Below are 20,720 nucleotides of genomic sequence, written 5' to 3' on the forward strand. Positions count from 1 at the left end.
CTCTGCCCGCAGTCGACGGGCTGAGGGGGCTTTTTAGTAAAAGTGGGTATTCATGGCTTAAATCACTGTTCATCCATGACATTCTGCCGCTCAGCCATAAAATCCGCATCTGCTTTTTCTTCCAGCAAAAACGTTCTCCAGCTGGGTTTCACCGGTCGCAAAATCAGGGAAGCGTCGCGTAGGATGCTGCCACCATCGAAGTTTGGGCATCGACGGATAGCCAGGTTATTGCCATATCTGAATACCGATACAATGCGCATAGCCGGGTTCCTTACAGAGTAAAGGAATCAAAGATAGCCCGGTTTCCCTCATTGGACGTTGATATAGGCTAACTGTAATGACATGCATAGGTCAGGCCTATGTGGATAATTGGCTATGAAGGTGTGTTATTGGCGTAAACAGAAAAACAGGGGGAGAACGTGGCCCCGTAAGGCCACGTACAACAGCATTACGCTTCCGGCGTGATTACCACCGGGCGGGGGCGCGAGACGCGCTCATTCAGCAGGGAGAGCAGGAAAATCACCAGCCCCAACAGCGGCAGGATCGCCCCATAGGTGGCGGTATAGGTGACCGGGTAGCCATTTTCCACCACATAAGCCCCCACACTGGCACCCAGGGCGTTAGCGATGTTGAACGCCGAATGGTTCAGCGTGGCCGCCAGGGTCTGCGCTTTGCCCGCCACCTGCATCAGCCGTACCTGCAACGGCGCGCAGAGCGCGAGGTTAGTGCCGATCAGGAAACTGCCGAGGATGGCGCCAAACAGCGTCGGGGCCAGCAACGGGAACAGCAGCAACACCGCGATGCTCCAGAGCAGAATGCAGAACATCGACAGCATGACCTTTTTGTCCGCCGCCCAGCCGCCGGCCAGATTGCCCGCCACCATGCCCAGCCCAAAGGCGAACAGAATCACCGGCAGCCAGCTGTGGGAGAGGTGCACCGCATAGGTCACCACCGGCGAGATGTAACTGATCACCGAGAACATGCCGCCAAAGCCAATCGCCGCAATCCCCAGCGTCAGCCAGATGCGCCGGTTCATCAGTGCCTTAATCTCTTTCAGCGGTGAATTGGTGGGGTCTTGCGCGGTTTTCGGGAAAATTGCCGCAATCAGCACCACATCCACCAGCGCGATCAGCGCCACGGTGCCGAACGCCCAGCGCCAGTTGATATATTCCCCCAGCATGGCCGCCAGCGGATTACCCAGCAGTGACGCCAGCGTCAGCCCGAGCAGCACATTCCCCACCGCTTTACCACGGCGATCCGGTGACACCAGCGAGGCTGCCGCCAGCGCCGCCACCCCGAGAAACGCCCCGTGCGGCAGGCCGCTGACGAAACGCGCCAGCACCAGCGCGTGGTAATCCGCCGCCAGCACGCTGGCCAGGTTCCCGGCCAGGAACAGCGCCATAAACAGCATCAACTGGTGTTTGCGTTGCAACTGGGTGGTCAGCAGTGAAAACAGCGGCGCGCCGATCACCACGCCAATCGCGTAGGCGCTGATGAAATGGCTGCCTTGCGCCAGCGTCACAGACATCGACTGACAGACTTCGGCCAGCAGGCCCATGATAGAGAACTCGCTCATGCCGATGGCAAAGCTTCCCAGCGCCAGCGCAAAGATCGCCAGGGCGAGGGAGGGCGCAGGCGAGGGGGTAAAACTGTTTTTTTCCATGGTGAAATACGGCTTACGTTGTGATTCAAATAAAAAGAACGACGGCGACAGGGCGAAGCCCGGCGCTGAAGATGAAAGGAAAAACCTGGGGGCTGTTATGGCAGCGCAACAGCGCCGGCGGGATATTCCCGCATCTGACTCCCCACCCCTTGCGGGCCGGGCAGTGTAGTCGCCCCATCCGGCCACGGCAAGAAGTGATTTGCGTCACACTTTTTTCAGCGGCGCGTTATTGCCGGGTGGAATAAACTTATTCCGGCGCTGGTGCACAGCGGTGGGAAATTGCCCTGTCGCGGTGCACAAAAAATCACCTTAACGCCCTAAAAGCCCGGCCGCGCATTCCGCCCGTTATTTCCCCTGCGAATTCGGCAGGAAATTTTTTTCCACCGCCGTTTACGCATTAAAATTTTTTCCGCCATTCTGGCATGCAACCTGCAATATCTTCCTCATAAGCGCCAACACCGTTATTTATTAACGGGTTAGCAATTGCGTCTGTACACCTTTCATCCGGCGAAGAAAAGGAATGATGCCATGCTGAGTTTTAACCCCAACAAGGTGGTGCTGCCTGCCGGGCAGTTTATTAACGGTGAGTATTGCCGGGGAGAGGGCGCGGCTTTCCCGGTGAAACGCCCGTCAGACGGCCAGGTCGCCGGGGAGTTATACGAATCGGGCGCGGCGCAGGTGGATGAGGCGGTCACGCTGGCTGACCAGGCGGTAAACGCCAGCGGCTGGGCAGCCTGCCCGCCGCGAGAACGGGGCGCGGTGCTGCGCCGCTGGGCGGATCTGATCGCCACTGACAGCGCGCTGGCGCAACTCGAAGCCCTCGGCTCCACCCGCCCGATCAGCGACGTGGTCAACCACGAGCTGCCGTTTACCGCCGAGGCGATCCGTTTTTATGCCGAATGCGCCGACAAATACAGCGGCGACCTGCTGCCGACCCGTGATGCCAGCCTGGGCATGCTGGTGCCGGAGCCGTATGGCGTGATCGGGGCCATCACGCCGTGGAATTTCCCGCTGTCGATGGCGTCGTGGAAGTGCGGCCCGGCGCTGGCGGCCGGTAATGCGGTGGTGCTGAAACCCTCTGAACTCACGCCGTACTCCACCGTGCGCATGGCGGAACTGGCGGTGCAGGCGGGGTTACCGGCCGGGGTGCTGAATATTGTGCAGGGCAGCGGCGCGGTAACCGGCAGCGCGCTGGTGGCGCACCCGCTGGTACGTAAAGTCTCCTTTACCGGCTCGACCCAGACCGGCGCACGCATCATGAGCGATGCCGCGTTTAACGGCATGAAACCGGTCACGCTGGAGCTGGGCGGCAAAAGCCCGCAGCTGGTGTTTGATGACGCAGGCGATCTGGATGTGGTGGCCGATCGCATTCTGCGCGGCTTCACCGCCAATGGCGGGCAGGCGTGCGTGGCCGGCACCCGGCTGATTGTGCAGCGCGGCGTGGCCGATGCCCTGATAGCGAAACTGATCGCCCGCTGCGCGGCCTTCCGCCCCGGCGTCACCTGGGAGGAGTCCAGCCGCTACGCGCCGCTGATCAACGCCCGGCAGGCGGAGAAAGTCGCCTCGGTGGTGCAGGCGGCGGTACGCGCAGGCGGGGAGATCCTTACCGGCGGGCAACGGTTTGACGGCACCGGCGAGGGCTATTTCTGGCAGCCGACCCTGCTGGCGAACGTCAGCGCTGACAGCCCGGCGGTACAGGAGGAGATTTTTGGCCCGGTGCTGACGGTGCAGCTGTTTGATGACGAGGCCGAAGGGCTGGCGCTGGCCGCGCACCCGACTTACGGCCTGTGCGCCGGGGTACACACCCTGAGCCTGGCGCGCGCCCTGCGGGCGATGCGCGGGATTGCCGCCGGCACCGTCTGGATCAACCGTTATGGCCGCTCCGGCGACTTCATTATTCCCACCGGCGGGTTCCACGGCTCCGGCATCGGCAAGGATCTGGGGCGGCAGGCGTTCGAAGCCTGCCAACGCCATAAAAGTGTGCTGATTGATTTCTGAACCCTTTTACCCAACTGCGAGGTACGTCATGGCCCTGTTCAAACCCAAGTTCATCACCTTCGACTGCTACGGCACGCTGATTAATTTTGATATGGCGGGGGCCGCGCAAGCGGCCTTTGCTGACCGGGTCAGTGAGGCGGAGATGCCCGCCTTTACCCGCGATTTCGCCGCCTACCGGCTGGATGAAGTGCTCGGTGCCTGGAAACCCTACGATCAGGTGGTCAGCAATGCGCTGCGCCGCACCTGTAAAAAGTGGCAGGTGGAATACAGCCCGCGCGACGGCGATGCGGTCTACACCGCCTGCGCCACCTGGGGGCCGCACCCGGACGTGCCCGCCGGGCTGGCGAAAGTGGCGGAGGCCTTCCCGCTGGTGCTGCTCACCAACTCGATGAATGACCTGATCACCCACCATGTGCCGCGCCTCGGCGCGCCGATCCACATGACCATTACCGCTGAAGAGGTCGGGGCCTATAAGCCGCAGATGAAAGGCTTCGAATACATGCTCGACAAACTGGGCTGCGGCCCGGACGAGATCCTGCATGTCTCCTCCAGCCTGCGTTATGACCTGATGACCGCCCACGATCTCGGCATCACCCACAAGGTGTTTGTGGCACGCGGGCATGAGCCGTCCACGCCTTATTACGGCTACACCGAAATCCAGGACATCGGCGGGCTGGCCGCCGTGGTCGGCCTGTAATCCGGCAAGGGGGAAGGCGCATGAAACTTGAATCGTTCTGGCAGGCCACCGCCCCGGCGTTTACCGGCGCGGCCACCGGCGACCTGCCCGCCTCGGCGGAGGTGGTGGTGATTGGCGGCGGCTTTACCGGCATGTCGGCGGCGCTGTCACTGGCGCGCCACGGCATGAAGGTGGTGCTGCTGGAGGCCGGGCAGGTGATGGGGCAGGCCTCGGCGCGCAACGGCGGCCATTGCAACACCGGCGTGGCGCAGAACTTCGCCTCACTGGCGGCGTCGCAGGGGCTGGAGCAGGCCAGCCGCTATTACCACGCCTTTGCGGATGCGGTGGAGTATGTGCAGGCGCTGGTACAGCGCGAGCAGATTGACTGTGATTTCATGCGCTGCGGCAAGCTCAAGCTGGCGAGTAAAGCCTCCCATTTCCCGGCGTTGCAGGCGGCCTATGAGCTGATGCGCCGCACGGTAGACCCGGAGGTGGAACTGCTCAGCGCCGATGAGGTACGCCATGAAATCGCCTCAGGGGACTTCCACGGCGGGTTGATCCAACAGCGCGGCGGCCAGATGCACATGGGCAAATTCGGCGTCGGGCTGGCAGAGGCGGCCGCCCGCAGCGGCGCGGCCATCTACCCGCAGACGCCGGTGACTGGGCTGACCCGGCTGGCCGGTTACCGCCACCGGGTGGAAACCGCGCGCGGCGCCATCGTGGCGGACAAAGTTTTCATGGCGACCGGCTGCTCCAACCTCGGGCCGTTCCCGTGGTTCCAGCGGCGTATTGTGCCGGTGGGCAGTTTTATTGTGGTGACGGAGCCGCTCGACCCGGCGCTGCTGCACCATTTATTGCCGCATAACCGCACCTACGTCACCTCAATGAACATCGGCAACTACTTCCGCACCACCGCCGATAACCGGCTGGTGTTCGGCGGCCGGGCGCGTTTCGCCGTGAGCAACCCGACGTCGGATGCGCGCAGCGGCGCGGTGCTGCAGGCCGGGCTGGTGAAACTGTTCCCGGCACTGGCGGATAGCCGCATCGACTACTGCTGGGGCGGGCTGGTGGACATGACCGCCGACCGCCTGCCGCGTGCCGGGGAGCGTGACGGGGTGTTCTACTCCCTCGGCTACAGCGGCCACGGCACGCAGATGTCGGTCTGGATGGGCCGGGTAATGGCGGACATGCTGGCAGAAAAAGCCGACGCCAACCCCTGGCAGCGTGACCCCTGGCCGGCGGTGCCGGGCTATTTCGGCAAGCCGTGGTTTTTACCGGTGGCGGGGTGGTACTACAAAGCCAAAGACCGCTTCTCCTGAATCTCACTGTGAACAACTGAGGGTGTGCGATGAGCAAATTTTTAAAAGAATTCAGCGGCATTACTGTATCAACCCAGATCGACCCCTCCCTGAGCCGGGCGATTAATGAGGTTTCACTCTCACGACGCGGCCTGATGAAGATGCTGGCGGCCGGGGCGGTGGCAAGCACCGGTTTACTGGGCTTCCCCGACGCGGTGTTTGCCGCTGAAACGCCGGTGATGGGCGGGAAATTGCGCGCGGCGATGGCGAACGCCTCCGCCACCGACACGCTCGACCCGGCCAAAGCCAGTAACAGCGGCGACTATGTGCGCCAGTGCATGTTCTACAACGCCCTGACTGAGCTGGACAAAAACCTCACCCCGCAACCGGCGCTGGCGCAAACCTTTGACAGCGCCGACGGCAAAACCTGGCGCATCACCCTGCGCCCCGGCGTCACCTTCCATGACGGCAAAACCCTCAGCGCACAGGATGTGGTCTACTCCCTGAGCCGCCACAAAGACCCGGCGGTCGGCTCCACCGCCATCACGCTGGCGTCACAGTTCCAGACCATCACCGCCGTCAGCCCGACCGAAGTGCAACTGGTGCTGGCGTCCCCTAACTATGATTTGCCGTCCCTGCTCGCCACCAACGCCTTTATGATCATTCAGGACGGCACCAAAACTTTCAGCAAGGCGGTCGGCACCGGGCCGTTTGTTTGTCAGGAGTTCTCGCCCGGCGTGCGTTCCATCGGGGTGAAAAACAAAAACTACTGGAAACCGGGGCTGCCGCGCCTCGACGAGGTAGAGCTGCTGGGCGTTACCGACCCGGCGGCGCGCGTCAATGCGCTGATGTCCGGCGATTTGCATATGGTCTCCACGCTCTCCGCCGGGGATGTGAAACGGCTGAAACAGTCCGGCCAGTTCGGCATTCTGGAGAGCAAATCCGGCATGTACAGCAACCTGATTATCCGCACTGACCGCCAGCCGGGGAATAACGCCGATTTCGTGCTGGCGATGAAGTACCTCCAGCCGCGTGACATGGTGGTGAAAACCGTGATGCAGGGGCTGGGTGACGTCGCCAATGACACGCCGGTACCGCCGTGGCACCCGATGTTCAACCAGGATCTGCCGCAGCGTACGCTGGATATCGACAAGGCGCGTTTCCACCTGAAAAAAGCCGGGATGGTGGGCGCCAAAGCCGAGATCATCACCACGCCGAACATCGAAGGGGCGGTGGAGGGCGGCCAGCTGCTGCAACAGGTCGGCCGCTCGGCGGGCGTCAATTTCCAGGTACGGCGCGTGCCCTATGACGGCTACTGGTCAACCCACTGGATGAAAGACCCGATCGGTTACGGCTCGGTGAACCCGCGCCCGACGCTGGACATGCTGTTCTCCCAGTTTTACGTCTCTGATGCGCCGTGGAACGAGTCCGGCTGGCGCAACCCGCAGTTTGACCAGCTGGTGGTGGCCGCACGCGGCGAGCGCGATCAGGGCAAACGCAAGCAGATGTACGGCGATATGCAGGCGTTGATCTACGAACACTGCGGCACGCTGATCCCGGCGTTTATCAGCTCGCAGGACGGCTTCAGCAAGAAAGTGAAAGGCGTGGAGCCGTGGCCGTCCGGCATGATGATGGGGTATCGCTTCCACGAATTCGCCTGGCTGGCGGCATAACCCGGGGGGAGCGCCATGAACCGCTACTTGATGATGTTGATTGCGCGCCGCATCGGTGCCGGGCTGCTGACGTTGCTGATCGTCTCGGCGGTGGTGTTCCTGATCACCAGCCTGCTGCCGGGGGATGCGGCGCAGATGATGCTCGGGCAGAGCGCCACGCCGGAGACGGTGGCGGCGCTGCGCGCCCAGCTGGGGCTGGACCAGCCGCTGCCGATGCGTTACCTGCACTGGCTGGGCGGCATGGTGCAGGGCGATTTCGGTACCTCGTTCGCCAGCCACCTGCCGGTGGCGGAGCTGGTGACGCAGCGCATCCCGGCCACCTTTGAACTGGCGGCGATCACCACGCTGGTGGCGGTGCCGCTGTCGCTGGTTATCGGCATCACCGCCGCGATGAAACGCGGATCCTGGCTTGACCGGGCGCTGGTGGTCGGCACGCTGTCGGTGGTGGCGGTGCCGGAGTTTCTGGTGGCGACGCTGGCGGTGCTGCTGTTCGCGGTGAAGCTGCACTGGGTGCCGGCGATGTCTTTGGGCGCGGCGCCGCAGGATCTGGCCGGTTACCTGAAAACCTACGCGCTGCCGGTGCTCACGCTCTGCTGCGTGCTGGTGGCGCAGATGGCGCGCATGACGCGCTCGGCGATCATCAGCCAGATGGACAGCCCTTATCTGGAGATGGCGCGGCTGAAGGGTGCCTCCCCGCTGCGCGCCGTGTTGCGCCATGCGCTGCCGAACGCCGTGGGGCCGATTGCCAACGCCATTTCACTCAGCCTCTCTTACCTGTTTGGCGGGGTGATCATCATCGAAAGTATCTTCAGTTACCCCGGCCTCGCCAGCCAGATGGTGGACGCGGTGAGCAACCGTGACCTGCCGGTGGTGCAGCTCTGCGTGATGCTGTTTGCGGTCTGCTACCTGGTGCTGCTGCTGGCGGCGGACATCCTGACCATCGCCTTTAACCCGAAATGGAGGGGCCATTGACTGCTCCCCTCCCTAGCGGAAGAGGATTCCCACTTCAAAGCAATCAACCTTAACACCCTGGATGGCATTAAGGATTTACGTTCGCTCCATGGGCTAACACTGCCAGCCCGGCAGCTTTGATATTACGAGCCGCGTTAACGTCGCGGTCATGGCGAGTATCGCATTCAGGACAATTCCAGCTACGAACATTAAGAGGCATTTTGTTCATTATGAAACCGCAATCGCTACAGCGTCTTGAAGATGGGAAAAACTGGTCAATAGCTATCACTGACCGGTCTGCCCATTCGCCTTTATATTGCAGTTGGCGCATTAACTCGCCCCAGCCGGCATCAGCAATTGCCTTTGACAGTATTGGATTGCGGATCATGTTTTTCACTTTCAGTGATTCGACGCAAACAACTTGGTTCTCGTTAATCAGTTTGCGGGACAGCTTGTGCAAGTTATCCAATCGGCAATCAGCAATTTTCGCGTGGATGCGGGCGACTTTTAAGCGTGCTTTGACGCGATTCTTTGAACCTTTCTGTTTCTTGCTCAACCGACGTTGTAGCAGCGCAAGTCGCTTCGCGTATTTAGCGGTGTGGCGGGGATTGCCGGTTTTGAAGCCGGTATCAGTGACGAATAATTCTTTTAAACCAACATCAATGCCGACCATTTTCGGGCTGATTGGCAGTGATACAGGCTCAAACTCGCACAGGCAGGAGACAAAGTATCGCCCGGCAGCATCTTTGCTGATGGTGACTGTAGAGGGTACACAGGGCAGCGGACGCGACCAGCAAATATCTAACGGGTCTTTACTTTTAGCCATATACAGCTTGCCGTCACGGTATTTGAAGGCACTGGCAGTTAGTTCTGCTGACTGTTTATGTCGCTTGCTCTTGAAAGCAGGATATGAGGCGCGCCCCTCAAAGAAATTTTTAAAGGCGGCCTGCTGGTGCCGTAGTGACTGCTGGAGTGGCACACAAGAAACGTCATTCAACCATGCGAACTCAGTCTCTTTTTTTTGCGCGGTCAATCGTGCGCTGGCCTGTGTGTAGCCGATTTTCTCCTGACGCTCATAGTATGCATCAGTGCGCCAGCGGAGGATTGAATTATAGACAAAACGCACACAGCCGAACGTTTGAGCCAGAAGCTCAACCTGATCGGGTGTTGGATAGAATCTGTATTTATATGCGCGTTTCATAGGGCTGACAAAATACGTGCAAAAATGTGAGAGGTATTGATGATGGTCAATTTTAAAGAAATTAGGCAGAAAACCGCCTTCTTTGCTCCTCACCTTAAAAGGACAGGGTATCTCGGAGGCGCTCAATGAATACACTTTCTCTGCCCTGGCGGTTCTTCCGCACGCTGAGCCTCGCCGGCAAAATCGGCCTGCTGGTAACCCTGTTCTGGATCCTGATGGCCGTGTTCGGTACCGCGCTGGCCCCGCACAATTTGGACGGCATTGGCGAGGGCGATCTGTTCGGCGGCTTCAGCACCACCTTCTGGTTCGGCACCGACTACCTGGGGCGCGACATCTTCAGCCGCATCCTCTATGGCGCACGCTACTCCATCGGGCTGGCGCTCGGCGCGGCGCTGCTCGCCAGCGCAATCGGCACCCTGCTAGCGCTGCTGGCGGCGGTGGCCGGGCGCTGGCTGGAGGAGATCCTCGGCCGCCTGAATGATGCCCTGCTGGTGCTGCCGGGGAAAATCCTGGCGCTGATGATTGTCGCGGTGTTCGGCTCCTCGCTGCCGATGCTGATTATCACGGCGGTGTTCACCTACTGGCCGGGCGCGTACCGCATCGCCTACGCCATGGCGAGCAACCTGCGCGGCATGGATTACGTGCGCGCCTCGCGGCTGCGCGGTGAAAGCCGCTGGTACGTGGCGCTGCATGACATCCTGCCGAATATGCTGCACCCGATGCTGGCGGATTTCGGCCTGCGCTTTGTTTACATCGTGCTGCTGCTGAGCGGCCTGAGTTTCCTCGGGCTGGGCGTGCAGCCGCCTTATGCCGACTGGGGTACGCTGGTGCGGGAAAATCTACAGGGGCTGTTTGACGGCTCCCCGGCGGTGCTGATGCCCGCGCTGGCGATTGCCAGCCTGACCATCGGGGCCAACCTGTTTATCGATAGCTTACAGGCGATGCGCCCGATGCAGACAGCGAAGGAGGCATTATGACGAACGTTATGCCGCATACCGCCCGGCCGGTGGTGGCCGTGGACAACCTGCGCGTCACCGCCCAGAGCGATGACGGTCGCGAGGTGACGCTGGTCTCTGATATCCGCTTTACCGTGCAGAAAGGGGAAGTGCTGGCGCTGATTGGCGAATCCGGCTCCGGCAAAACTACCATTGCGCTGGCGCTGATGGGCTATGCGCGCCACGGCTGCCGCATCGCGGGGGGCACGGTGCACGTGGCGGGTACCGATGTCACCTCGCTGTCGCCCGCCCAGCTCTGCGCGTTTCGCGGCAATAAAGTGGCCTATATCGCCCAGAGCGCGGCCGCCTCCTTTAACCCGGCGATGAAAATTATCGATCAGGTGGTGGAGCCGGTGATGATCCACGGGCTGATGCGCCGCGCTGAGGCGGAGCAAAAGGCGATTGGGCTGTTCCGCGAGCTGGCGCTGCCGCAACCGGACACCATCGGCCGGCGCTACCCGCATCAGGTTTCCGGCGGGCAGTTGCAGCGGCTGATGACGGCGATGGCGCTGATGGGCGACCCGGAGGTAGTGATTCTGGATGAACCCACCACGGCGCTGGATGTCACCACCCAGGTGGAGGTGCTCAAGGCGTTCCGCCGCGTGGTGAGCCAGCGCGGCACCACGGCGATCTACGTCAGCCACGATCTGGCGGTGGTGGCGCAGATGGCCGACCGCATTCTGGTGCTGCTGAAAGGGCAGATGGCGGAATACGGCACCACCCCGGCGCTGATCAATGCGCCGCAGGCGGACTACACCCGCCAGCTGCTGGCGGCGGCCGGTCACCAGAGCCGGGAAAGCCACTGGCAGGCCGACGCGGCAGAGCGCCACCCGATGCTGGAAGTGCGCGACCTCGCCGCCGGGTACGGCCCCCGCGGCAGCGATGGGCTGCCGAAAATCCGCATTCTGGAGGCGATCAACCTCAAACTGTGGCGCGGGCAGGCGATCGGCATCATCGGCGAATCGGGCTCCGGCAAAACCACGCTGGCGCACGCCATCGCCGGGCTGAACCCGCCCTCGGCCGGGCATTTGCTGTTCAACGGCCACTACATCGCCGGGGATATGCAGCAACGCTCAGAGGATGAGCTGCGTCGCATCCAGTATGTGTTCCAGATGGCGGACACCGCGCTGAACCCGGCGCACAGTGTGGCGACCATTCTGTCGCGGCCGCTGGCGCGCTTCCACGGTTTGCGCGGCGCGGCGCTGGAGACGCGGCTGCGTGAACTGCTCGACCGGGTGCGGCTGCCGCACAGCGTGCTGGGGCGCAAGCCCGCCGCGCTCTCCGGCGGCCAGAAGCAGCGCGTCAACCTGGCGCGGGCGCTGGCGGCAGAGCCGGATCTGATTATTTGTGACGAGGTCACGTCCGCGCTGGACACGGTGGTGGCCGCCGCGGTGCTGGATCTGATTAACGATTTGCGGCGCGAACTCGGCGTCTCGGTGCTGTTTATCAGCCACGATCTTCAGGCGGTGCGCGCCGTCTGCGACGAGATTGTGGTGATGCGCAACGGCCGCGCCGTGGCGCAGGTGGCGCGTGATGATTATGACAAACCCAACAGTAACCTCTACTTTGAACGCCTGAAGCGGGCCGTGCCGGAGTTGCGGCTGGGCTGGCTGGACGAGCACGAAGAGATTTTAAAAGCGGAATAACGGTGGCCGTGATGTGGGGCCACCGCCTTTGATAACGAGGTAAGAGAGAGTATGCCGGCACCGATACGATATGTTCAGGACAGTGCGCATTTTCCCGAGACGGCGGACGTCGTGGTAATTGGCGGCGGCATCGCCGGGGCCGCTGCCCTGTATGAGCTGGCGGTAAAAGGCGTCAGGGCGGTGTTGCTGGAAAAGGGGCTGGTGGGCGGCGAGCAGTCGAGCCGCAACTGGGGCTGGTGCCGCCAGCAGAACCGCGACGAACGCGAGCTGCCGCTGATCATCTACGCCTTACGCCGCTGGGCCGAACTGCGCGAAGAGACCGGCGAGGAGCTGGGGTTCCGCCGCACCGGGCTGGTGTACGCCACCCGCAACCAGACGGAGATCGATGCCTGGGACGCCTGGGGGAAAATGGCGAAATCTTACGGCGTGCGCAGTGACATCCTCTCTGCCGCGCAGGCCAAAGCGATGACGCCGGGCAGCGTGACGCCCTGGCTCGGCGGCGTCTCTTCACCCACCGACGGCCACGCGGAGCCGTCACTGGCTGCGCCGGGGCTGGCGATGGCCGCCCAGCGGCTCGGCGCGCAGGTGTTTCAGCAGTGCGCGGTGCGTGGGCTGGATATCGCCGCCGGGCGCGTCAGCGGCGTCTGGACAGAGCGCGGGCTGATTAAAACCCAGAGCGTGATTTGTGCCGGCGGGGCGTGGACGTCGATGTTCTGCCGTCGCCACGGTATTCCGTTGCCGCTCGGCAATGTGATCGGCACCGCGTTCCGTACCGCCCCGATTGAACAGGCAATCGCGATGCCGCTCTATACCCCGGCGTTCGCCTGCCGCCCGCAACTCGACGGCAGCTACACCGTTTCGGTTTCCGGCCGGGGGCGGCTGGAGCCGGGCGCACAAGGGCTGCGTTATGCGCGCCAGTTCTACCCAACATTCCGCGCCCGGCGCAAAAACCTGACGCTGCGCCTTGGCCTTGGCCCGTTCTTCCGGGGCCCGGAGGCGCTGGCGCGCTGGGAGTTTGACCGGCAGTCGCCATTTGAGAAAACCCGCATCCTCGATCCGCAGGCAGACATGGCGATGGTTGATGAAGGCATCGCGGCGATGCGCCGTGAATTCCCGGCGCTGGCAAACTTACGCATGGTGCAGGCGTGGGGCGGCATGATTGACAGCACGCCGGACGCGGTGCCGGTGATCTCTGCCGTGCCGTCCCTGCCGGGGCTGGTGCTCTCGGCCGGTTACAGCGGCCACGGCTTCGGCATTGGGCCGGGGGCCGGGCGGCTGGCCGCCGATCTGGTGATGAATGATGACCCGGTGGTTGACCCCACCCCCTACCGCTATGCGCGGCTGGTTGACGGCTCGGGGCTTGACGCGCCGGGCATGATGTAAGGAGAAACAGGATGCAGATCCGGGTAATGCATGAGGGTGACCTGCCCACGGCGCTGAGGTTGTCGCAGCAGGTGAAGTGGCCGCACCGCCTTGAGGACTGGCAGCAGGCGCTGAAGCTGGGCGCAGGCATTGTGGCGGAGGAGGCGGGGCAGGTTATCGGCACCGCCCTTGGCTGGCGCTGGGGTGACGATTACGCCACCCTCGGGCTGGTGATCGTTGACCCGGCCTGCCAGGGGCGCGGCATCGGCAAGCAGCTGTTGCTGGCGGTGCTGGAAAACCTGCCGGGCTATACCGTGCGGCTGCACGCCACCGAAGCGGGCAGGCCGCTGTATGAAAAACTCGGTTTCCAGGTGACCGGCATCCTCCAGCAGCACCAGTGCGCGGCGCTGGGCCAGATCGCCCCGGAACCGCTGACGGCGCACCCGTTTCTCAGCCAGGCGCGGCCGCAGGATGCCGCCGTGCTGACCGCGCTCGACCAGCGGGCGCACGGGCAATCGCGCCCGGCACTGATCGCGATGTTACTGGCAGAGGCGGAGCGGGTGGTGATGCTGAAAGATCAGCATGGCCTGCCGCAGGGCTTCGCCGCGCTGCGCCGCTTCGGGCGCGGGCTGGCCATCGGCCCGGTGATCGCCCATGACCTTCAGCAGGCCAAAGTGCTGGTCAGCGGGCTGTTGCAGCCGCTGGCCGGGGAGTTTGTGCGCATCGACAGCGATCCGTCACTCGGGCTGGGTGACTGGCTGGAAAGCCAGGGGCTGCCGGTGGTGGACGTGCCGACCGTGATGATCAAGGGAACGCCCTGGATACCGGCTGCCGGTGCCCCGCAGGCGTTCGGGCTGATGTCCCAGGCGCTGGGCTGATGAACATCGTTTATAAGTCTGACCCGGAACGCGGCCGCCGCTGGGCTGCGCTGTTCGCGGAACTCGCCCCGGAGGCGGATTTCCGCCTCTGGCCGGACATCGGCGACCCGGAAGAGGTGGAGTACCTGATCGCCTGGCAGCCGCCGGACAATCTGATGCAGCGCTTCCCTAACCTGCGGGTGCTGTTCTCGGTGGGCGCGGGCGCGGACCAGTTCGACTATGCGCGCCTGCCGCCTGAGCTGCCGGTGGTGCGGATGATTGAGCCGGGGCTGACGCAGGGCATGGTGGAGTACGTCACCTTTGCCGTGCTGGGGCTGCACCGGGATATGCCGCGCTACCTTCAGCAGCAGCGGCGCGCCGAGTGGCAGCCGCACCCGATGGTGCCGGCCGCACAGCGGCGCATCGGCGTGATGGGCCTCGGGCAGCTTGGTGAGGCGTCACTGGCCGCGCTCACTGCGCTGGGGTTTCCCTGCCACGGCTGGAGCCGCACCCCGCGTGAGCTGCCCGGCGTGCGCTGCTGGGCCGGGCGGGAACAGTTGCCGGATTTTCTGGCTGCCTGCGACATCCTGGTCTGTTTGTTGCCGCTGACCGCTGAAACCCACGGGCTGCTGAACCGCGACCTGTTTAACCAGCTGCCGCGCGGTGCGGCGCTGGTGCAGGCCGGGCGCGGGGCGCAGCTTAACCAGCCCGACCTGCTGGCGGCGCTGGCAGAAGGGCAACTCAGCGCGGCAGTGCTGGACGTCACTGACCCGGAGCCGCTGCCGGCTGACCACCCGTTCTGGCAGCATCCCGCCCTTTGGCTGACGCCGCACATCGCCAGCCAGACCCAGCCGGAGAGCGCCGTGGCCTCCCTGCTGGACAACCTGCGCCGCTTTGAACGCGGCGAGCCGATGACCGGCGTAGTAGACCGGCAGCGCGGCTACTGACGCCGCCCGCCGCCAACAACTTCTTATAATCGCCCTATCGATGAGGTAAAGAGATGCAAAACGTACTGGCTGAGCAGCAATCCGCAATGGATAACGACCTCTATCTGGACGCGCGCGCGCAACAGGTGCCGCGCGGCGTGGTCACCGCCCACCCCATCGTGATTGAGAAGGGCAAAGGCGCGGAAGTGTGGGATGTCGAGGGCAACCGCTATCTCGATTTTGTCGGCGGCATCGGCGTATTGAACGTCGGCCACAGCCACCCGGTGGTGATCAACGCCGTGACGCGCCAGCTTAACCTGGTGAGCCACGCCTGTTTTCAGGTGGCGGCCTATCCCGGCTACATCACGCTGGCCCAACGGCTGAACCAGCTGGTGGGCGCGCCGGGCGAGTACAAAAGCGTGCTGTTTACCAGCGGCGCAGAAGCGGTGGAAAACGCGGTGAAAATTGCCCGCGCCCACACCGGCCGCCCCGGCATCATCGCCTTTGACGGCGCGTTCCACGGCCGTACGCTGCTCGGCTGTGCGCTGACCGGCATGAGCCAGCCCTATAAGCAGAACTTCGGCCCGTTCCCCAGTGACATCTACCGCGTGCCGTACCCGAACCCGTTCCACGGCGTGACGGAAGCGGATTGCCTGAAGGCGCTAGAGACGCTGTTCGCAGTGCAGATTGCGCCGGAGCGGGTGGCGGCGATCATCATCGAGCCGGTGCAGGGCGACGGCGGTTTCCTGCCTGCGCCGGCCAGCTTTATGCAGGCACTGCGGGCGCTGACCACCCGCCACGGCATCGTGCTGATCTGTGACGAAGTGCAGACCGGCTTTGGCCGCACCGGCACGCTGTTTGGCTTTGAGCACAGCGGCATCCGCCCCGATCTGATCACCGTGGCAAAAAGCCTCGGCGGCGGTTTGCCGATTTCCGGCGTGGTGGGGCTAAGTGAGATGATGGATGCGCCGCTGCCCGGTGGGCTGGGCGGCACCTACGGCGGCAACGCGCTGGCCTGTGCGGCGGCGCTGGCGGTGCTCGATTTAATGGAGAGCGAGGATCTGCCGGGCCGCGCCCGCCAGTTGGGCGAGCAACTTAATGCGCGGCTGCACCAGCTGGCGAAGAAATACCCCTGCATCGGCGAGGTGCGCGGCGTCGGCTTTATGCAGGCGATGGAGATTGTGGATGTCGAAAGCCGGGAGCCGGACGCCGCGCTGACGCAAAAAATCCTCGATTGCGCCTGCCAGGAGGGATTACTGCTGATTAAATGCGGGGTGCAGCGCAACACGGTGCGCTTCCTCGCGCCGCTGGTCACCAGTGATGCCCAGCTGGACGAGGCGCTGCACATTGTGGACATCGCCCTGGCGCGCGCCACCGGGCGGCTTGGCTGAGTTTTCCCCCTTGATATTGTTGTGGTTTTTTTCAACATGTTACCGGCGCGCCGGTGGTTGTTAACGCTGGCGCAACAACCGGGAAGCATGTTATACCTTCGGAGTGATTGCGCAATATTGACCTGAGGGGTATGCCATGAACGGCTTAATGAAACTGGACCGTATCGACATCAATATCCTGGTGCAATTGCAGAAAGATGGCCGCATCAGCAACGTCAATCTGGCGGAGGCCGTGGGGTTGTCGCCCAGCCCCTGCCTCCAGCGCGTGAAGCGCCTGGAGACGGCCGGTTTTATCACCGGCTATGAAGCCCACATCAACCTGACCAAAATCACCGATTCAGTCACGGTATTCACGGAAGTGACGCTCTCCGGCCACCGGCGCGAAGATTTCATCAATTTCGAAAGTGCCCTGCGCGAGGTGGAGGAACTGATGGAGTGCCACCTGATCACCGGCGGCTATGACTATCTGTTGCGTTTCATCACCCGCAGCATTGAGCATTATCAGGATGTGATTGAAGGGCTGTTGGATGCCAAAGTCGGCATAGATAAGTACTTCAGTTATATCGTGATTAAAACCCCGATCATGAAAAGCAGCGTGCCGCTGAAATCGCTGATCGCCCGCCATTTGCCAAGCGCCTTATAATCCTGGGATTCTGTAATCCTGGAATCCCAGGATTCTGGAATCCTTGCCGTTTTTGCTTATCTTTCAATCACCCAACGTTTTTGCGTGTTTTGTCCGCCCGGCCAAATGGCTTGTAAAAGCGAATGATATTGATTATCTTTCCCAGCCAAATTCCATGGCCGGGATAACCCCATGCGCATCGCCGCCTTATTACTGTTGTTAGCGAGTTTTACCAGCCAGGCCAGAGAGGTGGTCGATCTGCTTGGGCGGCAGGTCACGGTGCCCGATCACCCGCAGCGCGTGGTGCTGGGCGAAAGCCGGATGCTCTATACCCTGGCGTTGCTGGAGCCGGGCTACCCGGCGGCGCGCATCGCCGGCTGGCCGGGCGACCTGGCGAAATATGACCCGCAGACCTGGGCGCAATATCTCTACGCCTTCCCGCAGATGGCAGCGATCCCGCAATTCGGCAACGGCAGCATCAATGACATCAGCGCTGAGAAGGTGCTCGCCCTGCGCCCCGATCTGGTGATTCTGCCGCGCCTGGCGAAAACCACTGCCAACAGCGCCGCCTTTATGCAGCTGATGGAAAAGGCCGGGGTGCCGGTAGTGGTGGTGGATCTGCGGGTCGATCTGCTGCACAACACGGTGCCGAGCGTGCGGTTGCTGGGTGAGATTTTTGAGCAGCCGCAGCGCGCGCAGGCGTTTATCAGCTTCTACCAGCAGCATATGAACGCCATCCAACAGCGGCTGGCGGCGTACCACGGCCCGAAAACCCGTGTGATGCTGCATCTCCACCTCGGGCGGCGCGACACCTGCTGCACCACGGCAGTTAACGGCAACCTGGGGCAACTGCTGGCGTTTGCCGGTGGGGAGAACATCGCCGCGTCACAGGTCAGCGGCGTGTTTGGTGAGCTGAACCCGGAGAACGTGCTGGCCGCCAATCCCGATGTCTATATCGCTACCGGCATGGCCGCGCCGGAAGAGGGCACGCGTACCGTCAGCCTCGGGCCGCAGGTCTCCGCTGCACAGGCATCCGCGAGTTTTACACAGATCATGGCGGCGCAGCCGGTACTCTCGCACCTCAGCGCGGTGCAGAACGGGCGCGCTTACGCGCTCTGGCACAACTTTTACCTCAGCCCCTATCACGTGGTGGCCACCGAATTCTTCGCTAAGGCGCTCTACCCACAGCAGTTCGCCGATCTCAACCCACAACACACCTTGCAAGACCTTTACCAGCGCTTTTTACCGCTGGCATTTTCAGGGACCTTCTGGAGTCAGTTACCAAAATGAAAACCATCGCCACCTGCCTGCTGGGCAGCAGTTTGCTCATCCCGGCGTTAACCCAGGCAGAAGAGGGTGACACGCTGGTCGTCAACAAACAGAGCGACGACAGCGCGCAGAGCGCTACGACTTCTTACCAGCCGCACACCAGCGTCACCGCCACCCGCAGCGAAAGCCGCATTGTCGAGGTGCCGCAGTCCATCACCGTGGTGCCGGAGCAGGTGCTGAAGGATCAGGCGGTAACCAGTGTGGATCAGGCGCTGAACTATGTCAGCGGCATTACCCAGTCCAACACGCTGGGCGGCACGCAAGATGCGGTGATCAAACGCGGTTTTGGCGATAACCGCGACGGCTCGATCCTGCGCGACGGCCTGCGTTCGATTCAGGCGCGTAACTTCACACCAACCAGCGAGCGGGTCGAGGTGCTGAAAGGCCCGTCGTCGATGCTGTTCGGCATGAATGAGCCGGGTGGGATGATCAATATCATCAGCAAAAAACCGCAGCTGACGCCGCATGTGCATCTGGAGGGGCGTACCAGCAGCTTCGGCGGCGGCGGCGGGCAACTGGATGTCACCGGGCCGCTGGGCGGCGGCTTTGCCGGGCGGCTGATTGTTGATCACAGCGAAACCGACTACTGGCGCAACTTCGGCAGCAACCGCCAGACAGTGGTCGCGCCGTCGCTGATGTGGTTTGGTGACAGCACCATGGTGCGCGTCTCCTGGGAGCACATGGAATACCTGGTGCCGTTTGATCGCGGCACGGTGATTGACTCAAACACCGGCAAACCGGTCAATACCCCGCGTGAACGCCGCTTCGACGAGGGCTACAACGCCACCCGCGGCGATCAGGATACGCTGACGCTTCAGGTCGATCAGGCGCTGAGCGAGAACTGGGCCTCGCAGTTTACCTATTCGTTCAACCGTAACCGCTACAGTGACAATCAGGCGCGTGCCACCGCCTACAATGCCGATACCGGCGTATTGACCCGGCAGGCGGATTCCACCGCCGATGCTGACGCCCGCACGCAGATTGTGCAGGCCTCGGTGAAAGGGGATGTGGACTGGGGGCGCGTCAACCATCAGGTGCTGATGGGCTTTGACTATGAGGCGGACCGCACCTTCCGCGGTGACATGATCCGCGGCACCAAAAATACCGCTTTTAACGTCTACCATCCGGTGTATGGCGAGATGGCGGCAGGTACCACCGTCAGCGCCGCAGACAGCGACCAGCGCGAGAATATCGACAGCCGGGGCCTGTTCTTACAAGACGAGATCCGGCTGACTGACCGCTGGCGGCTGATCGGCGGTTTGCGTTACGACAGTTTTGAGGTGATGGCGGGCAAAGGCCGCCCGTTTGTGACCAATACCCAGAGTTCCGACAGCAAACTGGTGCCGCGCGCCGGGGTGGTGTACAGCCTGACGGACTGGTCCAGCCTCTATGCCAGTTATACCGAGTCGTTCAAACCCAACTCGTCGATTGCTACAGAGATCGGCGCGCTGCCGCCGGAGCAGGGCAAGGCGTATGAAGTCGGTGCGAAGATTGACACCCAGAACGGTATCACCGGCACGCTGGCGCTGTATGACATCCGCAAGCGCAATGTGATGGTCAGCGAACTGGTGGACGGTGACACTGTCACCCGCACTGCCGGGCAGGTGCGTTCGCAGGGTGTGGAACTGGATGCCTCCGGCCGCCTGACCTCTTCGCTCAGCCTGATTGGCTCCTACGCCTATACCGATGCACGGGTGACGGAAGACCCGGACAACCGCGGCAAACTGATGCCCAACACGGCGCGCCATACCGCCGCGTTGTTCCTGACCAATGACTTCGGCGGCACCGGGCTGATGGCCAATGACAACCTGCGCGCCGGCGTCGGTGGGCGTTACGTGGGCAAGCGCCCCGGCGATGCCGCCAACAGCTTCTGGCTGGACTCCTACACCGTGGCGGATGCCTTTGTGGCCTGGCGCACACCGTTCAGCGGTTACGACGTGAAATGGCAGCTGAACGTGAAAAACCTGTTCGACAAAACCTACTACACCTCCAGCGGCAATAACCTGCGCATCGCCATCGGCGACCCGCGCGAAGTGGTGCTTTCCGCCGCCGTGGATTTCTGAGTTTCCCTGCCGGGGCGCTTGCTCCGGCTGTTTCCCTCTTTTCCCGACGAAATTCTTAAAAGTATCAGA

At 62.6% G+C, this 20,720-nt stretch carries 17 protein-coding genes; 14 read left to right on the forward strand and 3 right to left on the reverse strand.

Going from position 1 to position 20,720, the window contains the following annotated elements:
* Positions 1–62: 62 nt before the first annotated feature.
* Both CYR55_RS07465 and CYR55_RS07470 read right to left on the reverse strand, forming a co-directional pair.
* Entirely contained in the window at positions 63–260 is a 198-nt protein-coding gene (locus CYR55_RS07465) for an AbrB/MazE/SpoVT family DNA-binding domain-containing protein (RefSeq protein WP_101815515.1), read from the reverse strand.
* A 188-nt stretch (positions 261–448) separates the two neighbouring features.
* Positions 449–1,663, reverse strand: coding sequence for an MFS transporter (locus CYR55_RS07470; RefSeq protein WP_101815516.1), 1,215 nt, complete (start codon positions 1,661–1,663; stop codon positions 449–451).
* A gap of 528 nt (positions 1,664–2,191) precedes the next feature.
* On the opposite strand from CYR55_RS07470, the gene CYR55_RS07475 reads away from it, so the two are divergent.
* The 5 genes from CYR55_RS07475 to CYR55_RS07495 are packed head-to-tail and all read left to right on the forward strand — an operon-like array spanning position 2,192 to position 8,280.
* Positions 2,192–3,661 carry an aldehyde dehydrogenase family protein gene (locus tag CYR55_RS07475; RefSeq protein ID WP_101815517.1) on the forward strand — a complete coding sequence of 490 codons (1,470 nt, stop codon included), beginning with the start codon at positions 2,192–2,194 and terminating at the stop codon, positions 3,659–3,661.
* 28 nt (positions 3,662–3,689) lie between these two features.
* A complete protein-coding gene (locus CYR55_RS07480) occupies positions 3,690–4,358 on the forward strand; it encodes a haloacid dehalogenase type II (protein ID WP_101815518.1) in 669 nt (222 codons plus the stop codon).
* Between the two features lie 20 nt (positions 4,359–4,378).
* Positions 4,379–5,656, forward strand: a complete 1,278-nt coding sequence (locus tag CYR55_RS07485; protein WP_101815519.1) for an NAD(P)/FAD-dependent oxidoreductase — start codon at positions 4,379–4,381, stop codon at positions 5,654–5,656.
* Positions 5,657–5,685: 29 nt separating this feature from the next.
* Complete coding sequence (locus CYR55_RS07490) at positions 5,686–7,308, forward strand: ABC transporter substrate-binding protein (protein ID WP_101815520.1); 1,623 nt, start codon at positions 5,686–5,688, stop codon at positions 7,306–7,308.
* A gap of 15 nt (positions 7,309–7,323) precedes the next feature.
* Positions 7,324–8,280, forward strand: coding sequence for an ABC transporter permease (locus tag CYR55_RS07495; RefSeq protein ID WP_101815521.1), 957 nt, complete (start codon positions 7,324–7,326; stop codon positions 8,278–8,280).
* Between the two features lie 67 nt (positions 8,281–8,347).
* On the opposite strand, the gene CYR55_RS07500 is transcribed toward CYR55_RS07495, so the two are convergent.
* A complete protein-coding gene (locus tag CYR55_RS07500) occupies positions 8,348–9,460 on the reverse strand; it encodes an RNA-guided endonuclease InsQ/TnpB family protein (RefSeq protein ID WP_101815580.1) in 1,113 nt (370 codons plus the stop codon).
* Positions 9,461–9,585: 125 nt separating this feature from the next.
* Between CYR55_RS07500 and CYR55_RS07505 the strand changes: the two genes are divergently transcribed.
* The 9 genes from CYR55_RS07505 (at position 9,586) to CYR55_RS07545 (ending at position 20,651) form a co-directional block, all read left to right on the forward strand.
* Entirely contained in the window at positions 9,586–10,437 is an 852-nt protein-coding gene (locus tag CYR55_RS07505; protein ID WP_101815522.1) for an ABC transporter permease, read from the forward strand.
* Positions 10,434–12,101 (forward strand): ABC transporter ATP-binding protein, encoded by a 1,668-nt coding sequence (locus CYR55_RS07510; RefSeq protein ID WP_101815523.1) that lies wholly within the window; start codon positions 10,434–10,436, stop codon positions 12,099–12,101. The genes CYR55_RS07505 and CYR55_RS07510 overlap by 4 nt, the downstream gene beginning before the upstream one ends.
* Before the next feature lie 51 nt (positions 12,102–12,152).
* The gene (locus CYR55_RS07515) at positions 12,153–13,484 is read left to right on the forward strand and encodes an NAD(P)/FAD-dependent oxidoreductase (RefSeq protein ID WP_101815524.1); all 1,332 of its coding nucleotides are present in this window, start codon (positions 12,153–12,155) and stop codon (positions 13,482–13,484) included.
* An 11-nt stretch (positions 13,485–13,495) separates the two neighbouring features.
* Positions 13,496–14,341, forward strand: a complete 846-nt coding sequence (locus CYR55_RS07520; RefSeq protein WP_101815525.1) for a GNAT family N-acetyltransferase — start codon at positions 13,496–13,498, stop codon at positions 14,339–14,341.
* Positions 14,341–15,267: a 2-hydroxyacid dehydrogenase gene (locus CYR55_RS07525; RefSeq protein ID WP_101815526.1), complete on the forward strand. Its 927-nt coding sequence runs from the start codon at positions 14,341–14,343 to the stop codon at positions 15,265–15,267. The genes CYR55_RS07520 and CYR55_RS07525 overlap by 1 nt, the downstream gene beginning before the upstream one ends.
* A gap of 53 nt (positions 15,268–15,320) precedes the next feature.
* A complete protein-coding gene (gabT, locus tag CYR55_RS07530; protein WP_101815527.1) occupies positions 15,321–16,637 on the forward strand; it encodes a 4-aminobutyrate--2-oxoglutarate transaminase in 1,317 nt (438 codons plus the stop codon).
* Between the two features lie 136 nt (positions 16,638–16,773).
* Positions 16,774–17,280, forward strand: a complete 507-nt coding sequence (locus CYR55_RS07535) for an Lrp/AsnC family transcriptional regulator (protein WP_101815528.1) — start codon at positions 16,774–16,776, stop codon at positions 17,278–17,280.
* A 171-nt stretch (positions 17,281–17,451) separates the two neighbouring features.
* A complete protein-coding gene (locus CYR55_RS07540; protein WP_101815529.1) occupies positions 17,452–18,549 on the forward strand; it encodes an ABC transporter substrate-binding protein in 1,098 nt (365 codons plus the stop codon).
* Positions 18,546–20,651, forward strand: coding sequence for a TonB-dependent siderophore receptor (locus CYR55_RS07545; RefSeq protein ID WP_101815530.1), 2,106 nt, complete (start codon positions 18,546–18,548; stop codon positions 20,649–20,651). Before CYR55_RS07540 ends, CYR55_RS07545 begins: the two co-directional genes overlap by 4 nt.
* The last annotated feature ends 69 nt before the right edge of the window (positions 20,652–20,720 follow it).

This window comes from Chimaeribacter californicus, assembly GCF_002858675.1.
GTDB lineage: Bacteria > Pseudomonadota > Gammaproteobacteria > Enterobacterales > Enterobacteriaceae > Chimaeribacter > Chimaeribacter californicus.